Source organism: Desulfosediminicola ganghwensis (assembly GCF_005116675.2).
In the GTDB taxonomy this organism is placed as follows: Bacteria; Desulfobacterota; Desulfobulbia; order Desulfobulbales; family Desulfocapsaceae; genus Desulfopila; species Desulfopila ganghwensis.
This window is the reverse complement of the sequence record NZ_CP050699.1, coordinates 1,015,001-1,032,817: the sequence shown is the minus strand read 5'-3', so window position 1 is coordinate 1,032,817 and position 17,817 is coordinate 1,015,001. Positions and strand designations below refer to the sequence as shown.

Below are 17,817 nucleotides of genomic sequence, written 5' to 3'. Positions count from 1 at the left end.
CCAGGTCCACTCTACCGATGCTTAAAGCTGGAAGGCCACACGCTTCAGCCTGAGCAACAAACGAATGCAATTATAATCATCATCTTACTGACCTGTAACACTGCCAGCCTATTCTCCAGGCAACAACAATACAACATGCGAGGTATACATGCAGCATTTGCACTTCAGGAGTATCTGGATCTCCGACACCCACCTAGGCGGCAGGAACCTGAAAAGCAACCAACTCTACGAGTTTCTGAAAAGCACCGAATCAGACAATCTCTATCTTGTGGGAGATATCTTCGACCTGTGGAAACTCAGAAACAACTGGCACTGGCCTGAAATTAATGACCATATCGTCAACCTCATTATCAATAAGGCCCAAAATGGCACCAAAGTGTACTACCTCCCCGGTAACCATGACGATATCGTCCGTCGCTATACCGGCACTTCTTTTCATGGTGTACAGATCTGCGAAGAAATTGTGCACACCTCCGTCGACGGCAAACGCTATCTCGTGCTGCATGGCGATAAGTTTGACTGTGTAGTGCAAAATAGTGAATGGCTCGCCAACATAGGCTCAACCCTCTACGATTCACTTTTGATACTCAACCGCTGGGTCAACACGTACCGCTCTTTCAGGGGCAAAGATTATTTCTCCATTTCCGCCTGGCTGAAACATAAGTGCAAAAAGGCTGTCAACTACATTGGTGATTTTGAACAGGTGCTGATAAGCGAAATCAAAAAAAACCAGGTGGACGGTCTTATCTGCGGTCATATTCACCACGCATCAATCAAGGCGATGGGTGATTTCCTCTACAGCAACTCAGGAGACTGGGTGGAAAGTTGCACCGCCCTGGCCGAAAACAGCAATGGCACCATTGGCATCATCCAATGGATTGAGCAGAATCCTGTAAAAGAGCTGACAACCGACGAAGAATATGAACAAGATCGCTATAGTGACGGATGCCTGGCATCCCCAAATTAATGGTGTGGTCACCACGCTGACCCAGACCGTCAAGCATCTGGAGAATATGGGCCACCGGGTGAAAGTTATTAATCCTCAGCTTTTCCGGTCTATTCCCTGCCCCTCGTACCCTGAAATACGGCTGGCACTGGCGTGGACACATCAACTGAAAAAACTGCTGGCCGAGTTTGCTCCAAACGCGGTTCATATTGCCACGGAAGGACCACTGGGCTGGGCGGCACGTTCGGCCTGTCTAAATAAAAAGTTTCCATACACGACCTCATATCACACCAGGTTCCCTGAATATATCAAAATACGGATTCCTATCCCGCTTTCCTGGTCCTACACGGTGGTTCGCAAATTTCACAAACAGGCTACCCGGGTGATGGTCGCCACCCCCGCACTCAGGGACGAACTCAGCCAGCGCAACTTTCCCAATACTGCACCATGGTCCAGAGGGGTCAACACCGAACTCTTTCAACCGGATACCCGAATAGACCTGGGGGTAGAAGGACCGGTTCAGGTCTATGTAGGAAGGGTCGCTGTAGAAAAAAACATTGAGGCATTTCTCTCACTCGACCTGCCCGGAACCAAAGTTATAGTCGGTGACGGCCCTGCCCGAAAAGAGCTGGAGAGAAAATACCCCGAGGCTCTCTTTGCCGGTTATCGCCGAGGCAAAGAACTGGCCGGCTATATCGCAAACGCAGATGTTATGGTTTTCCCTAGCCTTACTGACACCTTTGGAGTCGTAATGCTTGAGGCAAACGGCTGCGGTGTGCCCGTTGCGGCATATCCAGTAACCGGGCCGATCAACGTGGTAAAAAATGGTGTGAACGGCTGGCTTGATCAAGATCTGCAAATTGCAGTGCACAAAGCGATGGAGGTTTCCAGGGAGTCATGCAGAAATACCGCGTTACAATACTCGTGGAAAGCATGCTCTGAACAGTTTTTCCATAACCTGGAAATAGTCGAGCCATTTGGCAGTTCGAATCACGCTTCAGCAGCCAACGCCTGATGCCTGGCAGAGTGAGGTAATTTAAAAATGCTGTTTCAGCTCCGGAGACAACCCCCAGCATGACATCCTGTCCACCAGTTTTGGTTTCGAATAATGCCGAGTCGCTGAGGCTTGGCAGTATACAATTCAGCCAGGAGCTTAAGGCCCTTGGCATTACTCCTTTTGGTTCTGGCGACAGTAGCGCAGGAATGGAATATGAACTACAGGTCGCAGTTGAGGGAAAAGCAGCTGACGTCGATCTGCCCATATCCATCTACCAGTCTAATTTCTTCCGCAATATTGAAAAACGGGTGGGCCGGGGAGACCTGCCGCCAAGCTCTATTGAGGATATCAGGCAGTTTCTCGATGAGAACCGTGCCAATGTCTGGGAGAACAGCTGGGTACGAATTAAAAAAGAGCGCCTCGGCGCTCTCGCATCCCGAGTTTTCTCAACAGATCTCCTTGCCGACAAACAATACCCTAAAGGACCACAACGGGGTGACAGTCAACGCTTTCATTTTCAGCAGAATGACCGCTCCCATATCAGGATACCGATCAGCTATCTGCTGAAACTCGCCTTTGCAGAAATCCTCGACCGGAATTCCTTGCCGGAGTCGCTGGAGAGCTGTGGCCATTCTCTGTTCAGTTATTTTCAAAGTGATAATACCTCACCGGAAATTCTTTCATTTACCATCCCCTCGGCACAGGCTGGCGCAATAGGTCCCCTGGCCGCTAGAGAAACCGCACGCACCTTTCTTCTCACCCAGTTGCTGGGCCAGTTTGCCAACAGTCATTACGGGCTGAAGGAATCAGGCCAGCGGGCAATCATCTACAACGCACCCCACGCTCCTTACCGGCAAAAACGCCTCAACGATCTGGTCCCTGACGGGTACTACCGGCATCTTTTCATGAGCCCATGCCTCTCCGGCTGGGAGCGCGGCGAGGAAAAACATAAATACATGGCCCTCTGCCACAGGACCTTATCCCGCAGCCAGCTGAATACTATCAGCAAGCTGAAAGATGCCGGCATCATCACCAACAACCTGATCGTGCTGCCAAACACCTCCAACACCTGCCTCGCCAATAACGGAACCCATGTCTCTTTAGGGAGTTCCGCACTGACCCGGCTGGCAACCGATCCTGGTTCAAGTTTTACGCCCGGGGTTGAGAAGTATATGGGGGATCTGGTGATCAAGATTGTCGAACATTTTCTACCACTTTTCGCGGGCACCTATACTGCTGCTCCATACAGGGTTGATTTTGCCGATTTTCACCCTGAAAGCGTGCTCGGTTTCCTCCCCCACGAACTCGACTACACCCATCTCAGGATGTTGTGGAGACGCTGGAAGAAAAAGGCTGATATTCAGTTCTGCGGCCGTTCATTCACCCCGTTTGGCCCACGTAAACTCGACAATATGCTGTCGAAAGTACTGGGATTGAGCGGTGACCTGATCCCGGACTTCAGGCTGATAGATTATTTTATCACCTTACTCTCCACCGAAAGTTGCCCTGCTCTCGACGGTATGCCCGGCAACCAGGAACGACTGAAAGCAGAACTCGCAGAGATCGGCATCTTCGACAGCCGCATGTCTATCTACCTGCCTTATCGAATGCGTGCCCAGTCACAGATGGGCTACTCAGGGTTTGAAGGCAGAATATATTCTCTTTTCCCGAGTTTTCTCGAAGATATGGCCCAGGCCGTTGAGCTGCAAAACCTGGTTACCGCTGTCGCCTACTCGATGGTGCTGGATGGTAAAGTTGTGCATCAGGATATTCCTGATTTACCACCCGTGGAAAGTGAACGACGACAAATGTTTTTCGCTACCGCAATCGGGGTGCCGACGGTCTATATCCGTACCAACACCAGCAACATGTTTCTGGTAAAAATCCTCAAACATGTAAAACAACAGCGGCACAGTAAACGGTACCGCAACTACCTGCGCATCAAGGTAAGTGATTACCAACAGGCGCTGATCAGCTTTCTCAAAATCGAAGGGGCAGAATTGACCGATCAGCTACAGGCAACTCCCCTGCTCGATAATCTTCATGAGAGATTGGCAGATCCGGAGTATTCCGCCTCAGGGAGACTTGTTTACAATTCAATTGCCACCAGTGGCGATAGGAGGAAGCCAACTAAAATACCAGCCGATATTTTTAATGCTGCCAGCGAAAAATATTACCGTAACGACCTGAAAAAAGCCCAATGCAGCGAAGGGTTGGCAGTACTTGAAGAAGATTGTCTGCGGCTTGAACAGAGCGGCAATCCCATTATAGCAGAGATCATGTGCACAAACACACAGGCGCGAGCGAGATCAGTAACCGGCTTTTTCGATCAAATACGAAACGATGTTCTTGAAGAGACCGCCGCACCTGAAGATCTTGTACTGCTTCTGCATCTCGGTCTCGCAGTCGTTCATGACCTCAATACCCAGCGCTGACCTGAATTACTCATGATCATTAAATAAAAAATAAAAAGGAAATCAAACCGCTGAACATGAAAACGGATAGTCCTGGTTCTGGCACAATGTCCACCCAGGCTCAACCCATGCGGCACCAGCTTCAACTCCAAGGTAACTCCCTATGCCCCAGGCAGTAACACCATCAACCGCTCACCAGTACATAGAAAGAGCCACCAATGCCATCGTCACCGAGCAACTCTTTGGGGACAGATCGGTTTCGTTCCTCTACAACACCTTGCGAGAGAACGCTCCGGCACTTTTCCGGGCCCTCACCTCTGCCCGAATGTCCAGCCTGCTGAGCCTCTACCATTACGATTTTCTCGATTCCAGGAAGTTCAAAGCGGCCAGGATGATTGCGAGCCTAGCTGTCGACCTCACAGAATGCGTCGCCGCACCGGACTGCTACGATACCCCGCGAAAAGTGTTTGAACGTCAGATTCGCTATTGGCAACTCCGCCCGATGGAGGAAGACCGCAAGGCAATCGTCTCACCTGCAGATTCCAGGGTGCTTGTCGGCTCTTTCACTGATATTTCAGAACTTTTTATCAAGGAGAAGTTTTTCTCGCCAGAAGAACTCTTTGGTACTGATCGCAAGTGGCATAATGTTTTTTCTGAAGGTGATTTCGGTGTGTTCCGCCTCACTCCAGACAAATATCACTATAACCATGTGCCGGTTAGCGGCATTGTCCTCGATATTTACGAAATCGATGGCGCCTACCACAGTTGCAACCCTGCGGCCCAGATTGCACTTGCTTCCCTGTATGCCAGGAACAAGCGGGTGGTCACCATCATAGACACCGATGTCGAGGGCGGCTCCGGGGTTGGTAGGGTCGCCATGATTGAAGTCGTGGCCCTGATGATCGGTGATATCGTCCAGGCCTACAGCGAACTGCAATATCACAACCCACAGCCTGTCCAGGCCGGAATGTTTTTGGAAAAAGGATGTCCCAAAAGCCTCTACCGACCTGGGAGTTCAACCGATATTCTGGTCTTTGAACCGAACAGGATCTCTTTTTCGCCTGATATTCTCGCCAATGCCAAACGCAATGATGTGCAGAGCAGATTTACGAATAAAGTCGGCCGTCCGCTGGTGGAAACAGAGGTATCAGTTCGATCCACAGTGGCCGGCAAACTGCCTTAACAGCCCTTCACAAGGAGTGCAGCAATGACAAACCTACTATTCATTATCATCACCGGCATACTCCTCGGCTGTCTGCTGCTCTGGGGTTTCAAATACCTGCCGGGTGAACGCTGGCAGATGATGGCCATTGTCCCCAAAGTTAAACATGGCGACTCAGCCAACTGGCAGGGGACCAACCTTACCTATTACGGCTTTTTCATTGCCACCAGTCAGTTGCTGGCGATTACCCTGCTCCTTATTCTGCTGGGCGCCATGGAGATCTCCCTCACCGGAACGGCGCTGGCAACAGCAATGCTGCTTGCAGTCTGCCTGCCGGCAGCCCGCATTGTAGCCATGATCGTCGAGAAAAAGCGACATACCTTTACTATTGGCGGCGCCTCGTTCGTCGGTATCGTTCTGGCGCCATTCGCTATTCTGGCAGCAGGGCTCATCTGCAGCAATTTCGGCGACTGCTACCTGCCCATGATGCCGGTTCTTGCCGCCATGGCGATTGCGTATTCACTGGGAGAGGGCCTTGGCAGACTCGCCTGCCTCAGTTACGGTTGCTGCTACGGCAAGCCGCTTAAGGATTGCAGCGCACTGATACAATCCATCTTCAAACGTACCGGAGTAATTTTTTACGGCAACATCAAAAAAGCAGAGTACGAGAGCCACCTTGCAGGCGAAAGATTGGTCCCGATCCAGGCCATAACCTGTATCATTTATACAGCTACCGCATTGATGGGTTGCTGGCTCTTTTTGAACAGTTTCTTTACTGCAACCCTGGTACTCTGTATGGCTGTAACTCAGATCTGGCGCCTTCTTTCTGAGGTGCTACGTGCTGATTTCCGAGGTTTTGGCAAGGTGAGTGTCTATCAGAAAATGGGCGCCATTGCTGTTATCTACACCATTGGCCTTGCCCTCTTGAATACAAGCGTGACAAACGTTCAGCCTCTCATCAGCCATGGGTTGCAAAATGTCTGGACGCCGGGAGTCATCATTGGCCTGCAGCTTGCCTGGGTAGTTTTTTTCATCTATTTCGGCCGTTCCACCGTAACCTGCTCAACGGTATCGTTCACCTTGCTTGAAGATAGAATTTAGATCTGAACAGAATTGTATTCTTATCTGAATAACAGCCGGAAATTGGAAGGACCTTTTCCGGCTGTTTGCATCTTGTCTCTCACTGAATCAGTAATTTCCTGTCAGCCGCAGCTTTGCCAAAGAACACTGCTCAAGTTCACATATTGTATTTGTTTCGTTAACTGAAGTGACATGCACAGTTGTCACTCCGGTTCCCACCGGGCCATGCGCAGCCTGATACCCCAAGAAAAACCATCTTCCACCCGGCACGAGTATGTGCCACTTTGAAAGAAATCCATTAACCCGGTTCTCAACCACCTGGACAAGCTCCGGACCACCAACAGCCTTGATTTCTTCTTAAACCTTTTTCTCTGCCTCCATAGCATAAATATCCAGGGTGTTGGAACGAGTCGTCCAGAATGAGAACTTTTTCTCATCGGATTTCGAAAAACCGCGCAACGAGTAGGTCAGGGGCTAGTTAACAGTTGGCTGAACATATTATGAAACATTCCAATCAAAGGCCTGGAGAAAGAATAATTTTACCGTTGAGGCCAGGTTCAAGCACTTTTTGATGAGCTCTGGGCGCATCTTCGAGGGGCAAAGTCGCAGCGATTAACGGCCTCAACACGCCTGCCCGCACGGCGGCAGCCAGTGCAGCATGGGTCTGCTTGAGTTCCACGGAACTCGCGGCGGCAAGGGCGAGCCCCCTGATGTCCGTTTCTTTGCCCATGGTTAAGCGCGGATCGATCTCAATTCTGCCACGGCTGCCAATGATAACAACCCTGCCATGAGGTGCCAGCAATGACAGATCTGTTTCAAGGTTCACATTTGCCAGCATTTCAAGAATCAGATCAAACCCTCCAGGTACAGCAGCGCGAAGCCTGTCAACATAATCACCTTGATGCAGCATTGACTTCACGGCCCCCAGCTCATCAATAATTTTCAGCCCCTGTTCGCTACCCGCCGTACCATACATCTCCATGCCCGCCGCACGACCAAGCTGCAATGCAGCACCTCCGACCGACCCACTGGCTCCATGTACCAGCACCTTCTCGCCAGCCTTACCCAAGCCCCTGATAAAAAGCCCTCGCCAGGCGGTAGCTCCCGGCACACCGAGCGTCGCCCCTTGCGCAAAGCTTGCCTCCTCCGGCAGATCATAAACCTGTGTGGCATCGCAGAGGCAATATTCTCCATAAGCCCCGAAGGTGCAGGCAGTGTAGACTCTTTGACCTTGTGACAGTTCAGTCACACCTTCACCGCAACTCTGTACCGTGCCCGCCGCATTACCACCCGGTATATAGGGGAGTTCAGGCAAAACGGGATAGGTACCGGCCCGTATATAGGTATCAACCGGGTTGACCCCGATCGCCTCGACCTTGATTACAACCTGCCCTTTGCCGGGAACTGGTATATCCCGATCTACCAGGGTAAGTACATCAGGCCCACCAAATTGCCTCACTTCTATTATCCGCATATTTCACCTCACTCTTCAGATTATGAAACCCGCGCATCAGTTTAATCCACAGCCGGAAGATAGCTGGCTGATAGGTAGTTAACCTCAATCATAATCATTTTTCAGCTTAGGCCATGAACATTAAAGGGAAATCTATTGCTGTGATGACTTGTTTGCAGATATCTGCAAACAAAAAAGGGATGAACGTTATGACGTTCATCCCCAAAGATACCCTCTGAACCCCTTAGAAAGGGTTGCTCAGGACTTCAGTATCAGGCTTTCTTTTTCCAGCTCTTTTCCTCGCCTTTAAGCAATCTGCCGATATTTTCATGATGCTTGAACCAGATCAAACCGGCGACCACGGCAGCCGTCAATATCTGGATTGCTGAGTGCCCCAGCAGCCAAAGCCAGATTACCATCAAGGCCGATGCCAGCAGTGAACCCACCGAAACAAAACCGCTCAAGGCGACTGACGCGGCAAACACCACAAAGCTGATCAGTATTGCAACAGGAGAGAGGTAGAGAAAAACACCCAGTCCTGTGGCGACGCCTTTGCCACCTTTAAAGCCCAGGTAAACAGGAAACATATGCCCAACCACCGCAGCGACACCACAAAGGGGAACGATGATTTCACTATTAGGCGCATCTTTTAAAATTGCCGCAGCCAACAGCATCGGCAAATAACCTTTCAGGCAGTCGCAGACCAAAGTGACAAAACCCAGTTTTTTCCCCAGAAGACGACTGACATTGGTCGCGCCGATATTTTTACTTCCCTCGGTTCTGACATCCTTTCCGGCCATTTTGCCGATCAATAGTCCGAAGGGAACCGCTCCGAGCAGGTAGCTCAAGATAATTAAAAGATATGACATAGAAAACCGTTATAAAAATAGATATGTTGCGATGTGTTAGATTGAACCAGGTTACTGATTTTGCAGCAACCTACCGCACTTTATAGGCAATGGCAATGTTCATGCATTATTAACTTTCCCTAAACGCAATTCGCCCCACAGAACTCGATTTTGCAGTCACTCTGTGAGGCGATGTCGTTCTTTTGCAACAGATCCTACCGATGAGCGGAGGTCACGCTTTATGACGGTGTCTCTCGATACGTCTTCTCAAGCGCTCGGCAGTACCGGTGTCACGGTAAGAGACAATCGTGCACGGGCATTTTCTAAAAAGCCGCTCCGCCACCGAACCGGTAAACATATGCTTGATGTCCTTGGCCTTCACTCCCATGACGACCATATCAATCTCCTCGTCCACGACCATCTTCAATAGTTCCGTAGCAGGGTCGCCAACCAGAAACTGAAAGGAAACCTTCTCATCAGCAAGGGTCAGATTGTCGGTAAGCTGCTCGAGTTCTTTCCTGCGCTCCTCCTGAATGATGTGCACATAATGTTCACCATCAACTTTATACCCGTAGGAAGCTATTCGCTCGACAGCCTCAAGATCCCGTTCATTGATGACATTGACGATAATCATCTCCGCGCCGACAGGACCGGCAATGGAACCGGCGTATTCAAGTATTTCCTTGGAATATGGGGAAAATGCGATTGGGACCAGTATCTTTTTAATCATTTTCAACTCCGTAAGAGCGACGTCCTTCTCATATCAGTACGCCGCTATCATCTGTTATGATAGCGGCACCAATTACTGACAGCAACTTCTACCCGATTCTCGGTTAAGCCGCAGCATGTTTTGTAATTCTCCTGCGTTGCGACACCCATACGCCTGCCAGCAACAGCAAAGCAGGAATAAACATCAACTGTTTCGGTGGCCTGTCGGCATCCAGTTGAATATTGAGAATTTCCTGATCAAAATCAATACCGGCCCGCTGGGCCGGACTGCCAAACCCAACCATGTCGATAAAGGTTCTCCCCTCTTCCACGCGAGTCTCGATACCAATCTCCATCAGTTTATCGGCGCCAGTTTCACCTTCGCCAACAGGCAGCATGATTGTTTTAATATATTCATCTCCACGCAGATTTTCACCTTTCAGTGCTATCTTGAACTGCTTGCCAGCCTCCATATCACCGAGCACCTGCTCAAACTGAGCGGCGGGCAGCTCTTCAATAGGTGCATACACCTTATCCCAGAAAAAACCAGGTCTAAAGAGAATGAACGCCACCAGCAGCAAAGCTGCCGTTTCCCAGATTCTGCTTTTGGTAAGAAAATAGCCCTGGGTAGCTGCAGCGAAAACAAGCATGGCGACGACAGCCGCAGAAACAACAACCACAAAATGCAAGGGGCTGCCAATACCGATCATCAGCAATTCGGTATTAAAAATGAAGATGAATGGCAGAATCGCGGTTCGAATATCATAGGTGAAGCCCTGAATACCTGTTCGAATGGGATCACCGCCCGAGATGCCTGCCGCCGCAAAAGCAGCAAGCCCTACCGGGGGAGTATCGTCTGCCAGGATGCCAAAGTAGAACACAAAGAGATGAACGGCAATAAGGGGAACAATCAAACCGCTCTGGGCGCCAAGATTGACGATAACCGGTGCCATCAGAGTCGAAACAACAATGTAATTGGCGGTGGTCGGCAATCCCATTCCAAGAATAAGGCTGATGACTGCTGTGAAAATGAGAATCAGCATCAGATTGCCACCGGAGATCAACTCGACAAACTCCGTCATTACCAGGCCGATCCCGGTAAGGGTTACCGTGCCAACCACAATACCGGCGGCGGCTGTGGCGACACCGATACCGATCATATTTCGTGCCCCGGAGACCATACCATCAATCAGGTCAGCAAACCCACGTCGTATTGAGAAATCATCTCCGTGCATTTTGCGAAAATAGCCTTTCAGCGGGCGCTGAGTGATCACGATCACCATCAACAGCACAGTCGCATAAAAAGCGGAAAGTGACGGCGACAACCGCTCAACCGTGAGGCACCACATCAGCACCACGATGGGCAGCAGGAAATACAGACCGGCCTGGGCGGTCGAGCCAAGATCCGGGAGTTCCTTGATCTCATGGTCAACTTCCAGTTCGGGCACCTTACAGGCGAAAGCTAACAGCAACAAGTAGGCCACGACCAACAGTGCTATCACTATCCAGAGAGTCGCACCGCCAGCAACCGACTTTATCCAGCCCAATCCGTAGTATGTGGCCGCACCAATCACAATCATCACTAACATGGTGCTGACAAAGCTTAACAGACTCTGGGCAAGAGTCTTCTTGTACCTCTTCTTCATCCCCTTCAAATTCAGTTTGCACGCTTCAAGATGTACGATATAGACCAGGGCAATGTACGAAATGACCGCTGGCAGAAATGCGTGCTTGATAACTTCGATATACGAAATACCGACGTACTCCACCATGAGGAACGCGGCGGCGCCCATGACCGGCGGGGTGAGCTGGCCATTGGTTGACGACGCGACCTCAACCGCACCCGCTTTTTCCGCTGGGAATCCCACCTTTTTCATAAGTGGAATAGTGAAGGTTCCGGTGGTTACCACGTTGGCGATCGATGAGCCCGACACAAGGCCGGTCATTGCCGAAGAAACGACTGCAGCTTTTGCCGGCCCCCCACGCATATGGCCAAGACCGGCAAATGCGGTACGAATGAAATAATTACCAGCACCGGCCGCTTCAAGCAGTGAACCGAAAAGAACAAACATGAACACCATACTGGTGGAAACACCCAGGGCAACACCGTAGACACCCTCGGTTGTCAGCCAGTAATGGGTCATGCCCTTGACCAGGCTGGCGCCCTTATGAGATATGACTTCGGGCATGTGTGCCCCGGCAAAAGTGTAGGTAATGAACACAATGGCCACAATCATAAGCGGCGGCCCCAGGGCTCTTCTTGTCGCTTCAAGAAGCAGCACCAGACCGATTACCGCGATAACAAGATCAGGTGTGGTCGGGTTTCCTGGCCTATCGGCAAGCTGGGCGTAAAATAAGAAAATATAGGCAGCACAAAACGCCGCCAGCAAGGCTATCCCCCAATCCTGAATCGGAACATATCGTTTGGGGGAAGACTTGAGGGTTGGAAAGGCGGTATATGCAAGAAACATTGCAAAAGCAAGGTGAATCGCCCGCGCCTCAGTGTCGTTTAGAACGAAAAGATTCAACATGAATGGCAGCGGTGACGCATACCACAGCTGAAACAATGTCCAGGCAAGCGGTACGAAGAAGAGCACTCTTTTGGAGATAGCTCCCTCTGGAATACGCGCTCCGATATCCGCATCTGCGATCATTTCATGAATTCGCTCATCGGATAGCGGTTTCTCTTTCGGCTTCGTCATACTTCTGACTCCTCCTGTGCTAATAAATCTCGAGTGCAATTACCGACATCCCACCCTGCATCTATAACTGTCCATACTATGAATTTTACAGAGTGCAGTTTATTGGCAGATCACAATCTGTGATCCCACGACAGGCGAAAAGCTGCGCCCCACTGAGCCTGCCGGGAAACTCCACGAACAAAAAAAAACCTACTGATCCCTGATCGATTTGGTAGTGAAAGACTTCTCCAGGGGAACGCCTTTGGAAAGACACAACGCAGCAGGTCAGACGGCTCAGGTTATACCTATCCCACCCGAGACAATAAGGATGGAATGTCCAAATAGTTAGTATGTGCCAGCTGGTGACAATCAGAATCACGGTCGCGTACACCTACACAAAAAAGCCAGATCGCTGCTTCAAAGCGAAACAGCGATCTGGCTCCAACATCTGAACAACAAGGAGCAAATTACATCAGGCCTGCTTCTTTGTAGTATTTCGCAGCACCATCGTGCAGAGGAGCAGAAAGACCATCCTTGATCATTTCTTCTTTCTTGAGATTGGCGAAAGCGGGATGCAGTTTCTTGAACTGGTCGAAGTTCTCGAATACAGCCTTCACTACATTATAGATAACTTCTTCAGGTACGTTTGCAGAGGAAACGAAGGTAGCGCCAACACCAAAAGTTGTGGTGTCTTCATCTGAACCACGGTACATGCCGCCAGGAATGGTAGCGATGCGGTAGTAATCCTTTTCAGCAACCAGTTCTTCAATTTTGGGACCATCAACATTTACCAGAACTGAATCACAAGCGGTGGTAGCTTCCTGGATAGATCCGTTTGGATGACCAACAGTGTAGATAATTGCATCTACCTTGTTGTCACAAAGAGCTTTGGACTGCTCTGCAGGCTTGAGCTCGGAAGCCAGTTTGAAGTCATCAAGAGTCCATCCGAGCTGGGTCATGACAACATCCATGGTTCCGCGCTGACCGGAGCCAGGGTTACCAATGTTTACGCGTTTGCCTTTGAGATCGGTGAAGTTCTTCACACCGGAGTCTGCACGGGCAACAACGGTGAAAGGCTCTGGGTGTACGGAAAATACTGCGCGAAGATCTTTATTAGGGCCAGCTTCTTCGAATTTGCTGGTACCGTGGTATGCATGATACTGCCAATCAGACTGGGCAACACCCATATCGAGTTCGCCGGATCTGATAGCATTGAGATTGTAGATGGAACCACCAGTACTCTCTACAGTAGCTCGAATTCCATGCTCTTTTTTGCCTTTATTTACCAGACGGGCAATTGCACCACCAGTCGGGTAGTAAACACCGGTTACACCACCGGTTCCGATGGTAACAAATTTCTGATCCTGAGCAAAAGCTGCTCCACTCATTACACTGAAAGCGGTTACGCAACCAAAAGCAACAGCCGCCATTAAGGACGCACTTTTTTTCATTCGTCTTCTCCTCTCTTTTTTGTGTTTAAGAACCCCCCACCAAACGTTAGCACGAGCAGTGAAGATTCATTGACGCCATAATCCTCCAAACGATGCAAGGGTCCTGCGCCAACTACAACCACTAAGGCGCAACACCCGATATCGATTACATTTTTGTGATAAATTTAAAGCTATTAAATCACAACATATGACCCGATAAGTCAAGCCCTTTTGCTGATTAAAAATCATTTTTCCCCAGAGAGTTAAACAGATATTGTATACAATCATTCGATACAGTGCGGGTAGCCACACCCCACGCCTTCCGGCTCGATTCAGGTGAGAGCATCAACATCACTGGCCGAAAACATCATTCTGTTTTATGGTATCTTTACATTTTTGAGAGATATTCCCTGGTTTACATACTCCATTTATCACTTTGCTTAGTCCAGTTTTCCCAGCGACACCCCTTCTCGCCCTAACGCTCTGAGCCCACACGCACCCTGAGTACCAGATGCCCAGCTTTACTCTGAACAGGTCTTTTAAACATGCTTAGGTGTATTTTAGCTGTGCATGTGCTTATATTTGCTCCGTAGCCATCAGGGCTACCTTATGGTATACTATATTGCTTTATTGCAACCCGGTACAAACAGAAAACAGAAAACAGAAACGGAACAAGAACACCGATGAGTATACGTAAAATTTACCAATACCCCGAGCCGGTTCTCCGGCAGGAAACACGACCGATAGAGCAGTTTGATGATGAGCTGAAAAAGCTTGTCGAAGACATGGCAGAGACGATGTATGACGCCCCCGGCATAGGCCTTGCCGCACCACAGATAGGTGAATCGCGCAAACTCATTGTCGTCGACATTTCCCAGGACCGCGAAGAAGGGCAGGAATACATGGCCATGGTCAATCCTGAAATCATCGCCCATGAGGGCCACCAGCTCGACGAAGAAGGTTGTCTTTCCGTGCCGGAACTCACCTCCAAGGTCAAGCGATTTAAAAAAATCACTGTCGCCTACCAGGACCTTGAGGGCAACAAGCTCGAAGTAGAGACTGAAGATCGCTTTGCAGTTGTTCTTCAGCACGAGATCGACCACCTGAACGGCATCCTTTTCATCGACCACCTGAGCACGCTCAAGCGCAACCTCTACAAAAAGAAAGTAAAGAAATGGCTGGCTGACAACCCGAAAGCCAAGGTGACCGCATGACAGACCGCCCTTTTCGCATTATTTTCATGGGAACCCCTGACTTTGCCGAGGTTACTCTTCAAGCCTTGCTGGATGGCCCCGATTCTGTGGTAGCAGTTGTAACTCAACCCGACAGACCCAAGGGACGAGGTAAAAAACTCACCCCTCCACCGGTGAAGGTGCTAGCCGAACAGGCTGGACTGCCCGTACTGCAGCCAACGAAAATCAAAACCCAGGAGTTCCACGATCAGCTTGCCGCATTTGAGCCTGATGTTATCGTGGTGACAGCATACGGTCGCATTCTCCCCACTAATATCCTGAACCTCGCACCCCATGGCTGCATAAACGTTCATGGTTCGTTATTGCCGGCTCACCGGGGAGCTGCACCGATCCAATGGTCTGTCATAAACGGAGACCCTGAAACAGGGATTACCATTATACAGATGAACGAAGGTATGGATACAGGTGATATCCTCCTGAAGGCGGCTATCACACCTGACGAGAACGAAACTTCAGGTAGTCTCTACCCAAAGCTTGCAGAACTCGGTGGCAAGACGCTGCTTGAGGCACTGGCCCTCCTGCGCGAAGGCAAACTAACGGCCACTCCACAAGACGAATCCCTGGCAACTGTTGCCCCGATGCTGAAAAAAGAAGATGGCATAATCGACTGGAGCAAGACCGCCAGGGAGATTCACTGCCTCATCAGGGGCCTCGATCCATGGCCCTCCGCCTACAGTTTTCTTGAAGGCACCCGATTCCGCTTCTTTGCCCCCGAAATCAGCAATAAGGACCCTGAAGCCGCACCCGGCACAATCCTTTCTGCAGACAAACGAGGTCTGCTTATTGCCACCGGCCACAACTGCCTGCTGATAAAGGAAGTTCAACCGGAGGGCAAAAAACGCATGACGGTCGAAGCACTGCTTTGCGGCAGATCCATTGAAAACGGTGCAGTTTTCACATCCTGACATCCCCGACCACACTATTTATCGAATGAAAACTCTTACCATGGCAATCGCCACAGGCCTGTGGGTTGGCTTTCTCCCCAAAGCTCCCGGCACCTGGGGTTCACTGTTTGCTTTTTTACCCTGGTTGCTCATAAAAGGGCTCACCCTGCCCTTTTACCTGCTGACGTTGATTGGTGTTTTTATCATAGGTTTCTTTGCTGCCGGCTCAGCCGAAAAGATTCTCGACCGGGCAGATGCCGGGCCTATCGTCATTGATGAGATTCTCGGCATGTTCATCGCCTTGCTACTCTGCCCCAATCACCCGGTAGCCCTGGCGCTCGCCTTTATCCTGTTTCGTATATTCGATATCGCCAAACCATTCCCGGTTTCCTGGTTTGACCAACGAATTCACGGCGGCTTCGGCATTATGATGGACGACGTTATCGCCGGACTCTATGCCCTTATCTGCCTGCAAATCATCTGGCTGTTTATCGGGCCCATACTATAAATGATACATTCATCTCTTATTCAGCCTGCCAATAACTTACGCTGAATAAGAGATTTGCTCTTCATTCCCCACCTGCTGTTCTCTTTTCTTTCCAGCCTGCTTTTCCTATAATTAAACAAGATTAAAAGAAAACCACCCAATCGACCCGTTGCTGGCCCGCTGGCAGAGAGGTTCCGGATGAATTATCACGGGAAACTTTTTATCGGTTTGTTGCTTACTGTAACCTTCCTGCTCACAGGCACAGCCGGGTATGCCATTATAGAGGACTATTCATTTCTGGATGCCTTCTACATGACAGTTATCACGATCACCACTGTCGGTTTTGGAGAAGTTCATACCCTCTCGGAAACGGGGAGAGTTTTCACTATTCTTTTGATTCTGTTCGGATTTGGCTCCATAGGTTTTCTGGCACACACTTTCACAGAAGCACTGGTCGAGCGGGCGGCCAGCGGCAATATGGAGAAGCGCACCATGCAGAAACGGATAAAAGAGCTCAAGAATCACGTGATCATCTGCGGCTACGGAAGAGTTGGCGAATCAGCCACAGAACATCTTGCTTCAACAGGCACGGAATTCGTTGTTATTGAAAACGATGATGAACAGATTAAGCTGATCTCCGAGAACCATTTCAACTATCTGCCTGGCGACGCAACCAAAGAAGACACCCTTCTTGCCGCAAGCATCAAACAGGCAAGCGGCCTCCTTGCCCTGCTCAACTCAGATCCGGAAAACCTGTTCACGGTATTAACCGCTCGAGAACTCAACCCAACCCTGCACATTATAGCCAGAACAGAAATGGCGACTTCCGAATCACGAATGCTGAGAGCAGGGGCAGATTCAATAATTTCACCCTACGCAGCCGCAGGCAGGAGCGTTGCAGAAAAAATTCTAAAGCTATCAGACAAGCTGGAAGAAGAACCGATCCCCATTACCGAACTTGACCAGGAACCCGCTTGGATTGACGTGACACCTCAATCTGACCTTGCAGGCCATGTAGTAGATACGGCCAATTCTTTTCTGGAATCTAAAATCGTCGGAATCCAGAGAGACGAAAGCAATATCCTTATGCCGCACCCGGATGAGGAAATACTCTTGGGGGATAGACTGTTAACGGTAAGCATCTGCCAAAAAAATCCGTCATCATGTACCGTTAAAGATGCAGTAAAAATCATTCTCGTGGATGACAACCCCGTGATTCGCCGCCTTTACACCAGGATATTCCAACGTTCAGGCTTCCACATACTCACGGCCAAAAATGGAACAGATGGATTGGCACGAATTATCACTGAAAAACCAGATGGCGCTATAATAGATCATGACCTGCCTGATATCTCAGGCCTTGACCTCTGCAAAAGATTGCGAGCTGACAAGAACTTAAACTCTATAAAGCTTATCCTCTTCACCAAGCATAAAGATGAAGAGACAAAAACAACCGCAATGAAGATCGGCATTG

14 protein-coding genes (1 of these 14 running past the window's edge) are annotated in these 17,817 nt (G+C 49.8%); 9 read left to right on the top strand and 5 right to left on the bottom strand.

What is annotated here, in order from left to right:
• The first annotated feature begins 148 nt into the window (after positions 1 to 148).
• From FCL45_RS04465 to FCL45_RS04445, 5 genes are all read left to right on the top strand, one after another.
• Positions 149 to 967 carry a UDP-2,3-diacylglucosamine diphosphatase gene (locus FCL45_RS04465; protein WP_136799143.1) on the top strand — a complete coding sequence of 273 codons (819 nt, stop codon included), beginning with the start codon at positions 149 to 151 and terminating at the stop codon, positions 965 to 967.
• Positions 921 to 1,961 carry a glycosyltransferase family 4 protein gene (locus FCL45_RS04460; protein WP_136799142.1) on the top strand — a complete coding sequence of 347 codons (1,041 nt, stop codon included), beginning with the start codon at positions 921 to 923 and terminating at the stop codon, positions 1,959 to 1,961. Before FCL45_RS04465 ends, FCL45_RS04460 begins: the two co-directional genes overlap by 47 nt.
• 59 nt (positions 1,962 to 2,020) lie before the next feature.
• Entirely contained in the window at positions 2,021 to 4,378 is a 2,358-nt protein-coding gene (locus FCL45_RS04455) for a hypothetical protein (protein WP_136799141.1), read from the top strand.
• A gap of 142 nt (positions 4,379 to 4,520) precedes the next feature.
• Positions 4,521 to 5,540 (top strand): phosphatidylserine decarboxylase, encoded by a 1,020-nt coding sequence (locus FCL45_RS04450; protein ID WP_136799140.1) that lies wholly within the window; start codon positions 4,521 to 4,523, stop codon positions 5,538 to 5,540.
• Positions 5,541 to 5,564: 24 nt separating this feature from the next.
• Complete coding sequence (locus FCL45_RS04445) at positions 5,565 to 6,620, top strand: prolipoprotein diacylglyceryl transferase family protein (protein ID WP_136799139.1); 1,056 nt, start codon at positions 5,565 to 5,567, stop codon at positions 6,618 to 6,620.
• Positions 6,621 to 7,113: 493 nt separating this feature from the next.
• On the opposite strand, the gene FCL45_RS04440 is transcribed toward FCL45_RS04445, so the two are convergent.
• The 5 genes from FCL45_RS04440 to FCL45_RS04420 all read right to left on the bottom strand — a co-directional run bounded on the left by FCL45_RS04440 (position 7,114) and on the right by FCL45_RS04420 (position 13,740).
• The gene (locus tag FCL45_RS04440) at positions 7,114 to 8,073 is read right to left on the bottom strand and encodes an NADPH:quinone reductase (protein ID WP_136799138.1); all 960 of its coding nucleotides are present in this window, start codon (positions 8,071 to 8,073) and stop codon (positions 7,114 to 7,116) included.
• A gap of 251 nt (positions 8,074 to 8,324) precedes the next feature.
• Positions 8,325 to 8,921 carry a glycerol-3-phosphate 1-O-acyltransferase PlsY gene (gene plsY, locus FCL45_RS04435; RefSeq protein ID WP_136799137.1) on the bottom strand — a complete coding sequence of 199 codons (597 nt, stop codon included), beginning with the start codon at positions 8,919 to 8,921 and terminating at the stop codon, positions 8,325 to 8,327.
• A gap of 211 nt (positions 8,922 to 9,132) precedes the next feature.
• Positions 9,133 to 9,630 (bottom strand): universal stress protein, encoded by a 498-nt coding sequence (locus FCL45_RS04430; protein ID WP_136799136.1) that lies wholly within the window; start codon positions 9,628 to 9,630, stop codon positions 9,133 to 9,135.
• Positions 9,631 to 9,733: 103 nt separating this feature from the next.
• Entirely contained in the window at positions 9,734 to 12,310 is a 2,577-nt protein-coding gene (locus tag FCL45_RS04425) for a TRAP transporter permease (RefSeq protein ID WP_136799135.1), read from the bottom strand.
• A 446-nt stretch (positions 12,311 to 12,756) separates the two neighbouring features.
• Positions 12,757 to 13,740, bottom strand: coding sequence for a TAXI family TRAP transporter solute-binding subunit (locus tag FCL45_RS04420; RefSeq protein ID WP_136799134.1), 984 nt, complete (start codon positions 13,738 to 13,740; stop codon positions 12,757 to 12,759).
• A 662-nt stretch (positions 13,741 to 14,402) separates the two neighbouring features.
• Here FCL45_RS04420 and def point away from each other — a divergent pair.
• The 4 genes from def to FCL45_RS04400 all read left to right on the top strand — a co-directional run.
• Positions 14,403 to 14,933, top strand: a complete 531-nt coding sequence (def, locus tag FCL45_RS04415; protein ID WP_136799133.1) for a peptide deformylase — start codon at positions 14,403 to 14,405, stop codon at positions 14,931 to 14,933.
• Positions 14,930 to 15,877, top strand: coding sequence for a methionyl-tRNA formyltransferase (gene fmt / locus FCL45_RS04410; protein ID WP_136799132.1), 948 nt, complete (start codon positions 14,930 to 14,932; stop codon positions 15,875 to 15,877). Before def ends, fmt begins: the two co-directional genes overlap by 4 nt.
• A complete protein-coding gene (locus FCL45_RS04405) occupies positions 15,858 to 16,364 on the top strand; it encodes a phosphatidylglycerophosphatase A family protein (RefSeq protein WP_228721490.1) in 507 nt (168 codons plus the stop codon). The genes fmt and FCL45_RS04405 overlap by 20 nt, the downstream gene beginning before the upstream one ends.
• A 177-nt stretch (positions 16,365 to 16,541) precedes the next feature.
• Positions 16,542 to 17,817 carry the 5' portion of an NAD-binding protein gene (locus FCL45_RS04400; protein ID WP_136799131.1) on the top strand. 98 nt of this gene lie beyond the right edge of the window, so only the first 1,276 of its 1,374 coding nucleotides appear in the window; the start codon lies at positions 16,542 to 16,544; its stop codon lies off the right edge, out of view.

Excerpts from the sequence above, each read along its gene's own strand:
- FCL45_RS04430 (WP_136799136.1), bottom strand. The coding sequence starts at position 9,630 with ATGATTAAAAAGATACTGGTCCCAATCGCATTTTCCCCATATTCCAAG.
- FCL45_RS04445 (WP_136799139.1), top strand. The coding sequence starts at position 5,565 with ATGACAAACCTACTATTCATTATCATCACCGGCATACTCCTCGGCTGT.
- FCL45_RS04465 (WP_136799143.1), top strand. The coding sequence starts at position 149 with ATGCAGCATTTGCACTTCAGGAGTATCTGGATCTCCGACACCCACCTA.
- FCL45_RS04450 (WP_136799140.1), top strand. The coding sequence starts at position 4,521 with ATGCCCCAGGCAGTAACACCATCAACCGCTCACCAGTACATAGAAAGA.
- def (WP_136799133.1), top strand. The coding sequence starts at position 14,403 with ATGAGTATACGTAAAATTTACCAATACCCCGAGCCGGTTCTCCGGCAG.
- FCL45_RS04455 (WP_136799141.1), top strand. The coding sequence starts at position 2,021 with ATGACATCCTGTCCACCAGTTTTGGTTTCGAATAATGCCGAGTCGCTG.
- plsY (WP_136799137.1), bottom strand. The coding sequence starts at position 8,921 with ATGTCATATCTTTTAATTATCTTGAGCTACCTGCTCGGAGCGGTTCCC.
- FCL45_RS04425 (WP_136799135.1), bottom strand. The coding sequence starts at position 12,310 with ATGACGAAGCCGAAAGAGAAACCGCTATCCGATGAGCGAATTCATGAA.
- FCL45_RS04420 (WP_136799134.1), bottom strand. The coding sequence starts at position 13,740 with ATGAAAAAAAGTGCGTCCTTAATGGCGGCTGTTGCTTTTGGTTGCGTA.
- FCL45_RS04440 (WP_136799138.1), bottom strand. The coding sequence starts at position 8,073 with ATGCGGATAATAGAAGTGAGGCAATTTGGTGGGCCTGATGTACTTACC.
- fmt (WP_136799132.1), top strand. The coding sequence starts at position 14,930 with ATGACAGACCGCCCTTTTCGCATTATTTTCATGGGAACCCCTGACTTT.
- FCL45_RS04460 (WP_136799142.1), top strand. The coding sequence starts at position 921 with ATGAACAAGATCGCTATAGTGACGGATGCCTGGCATCCCCAAATTAAT.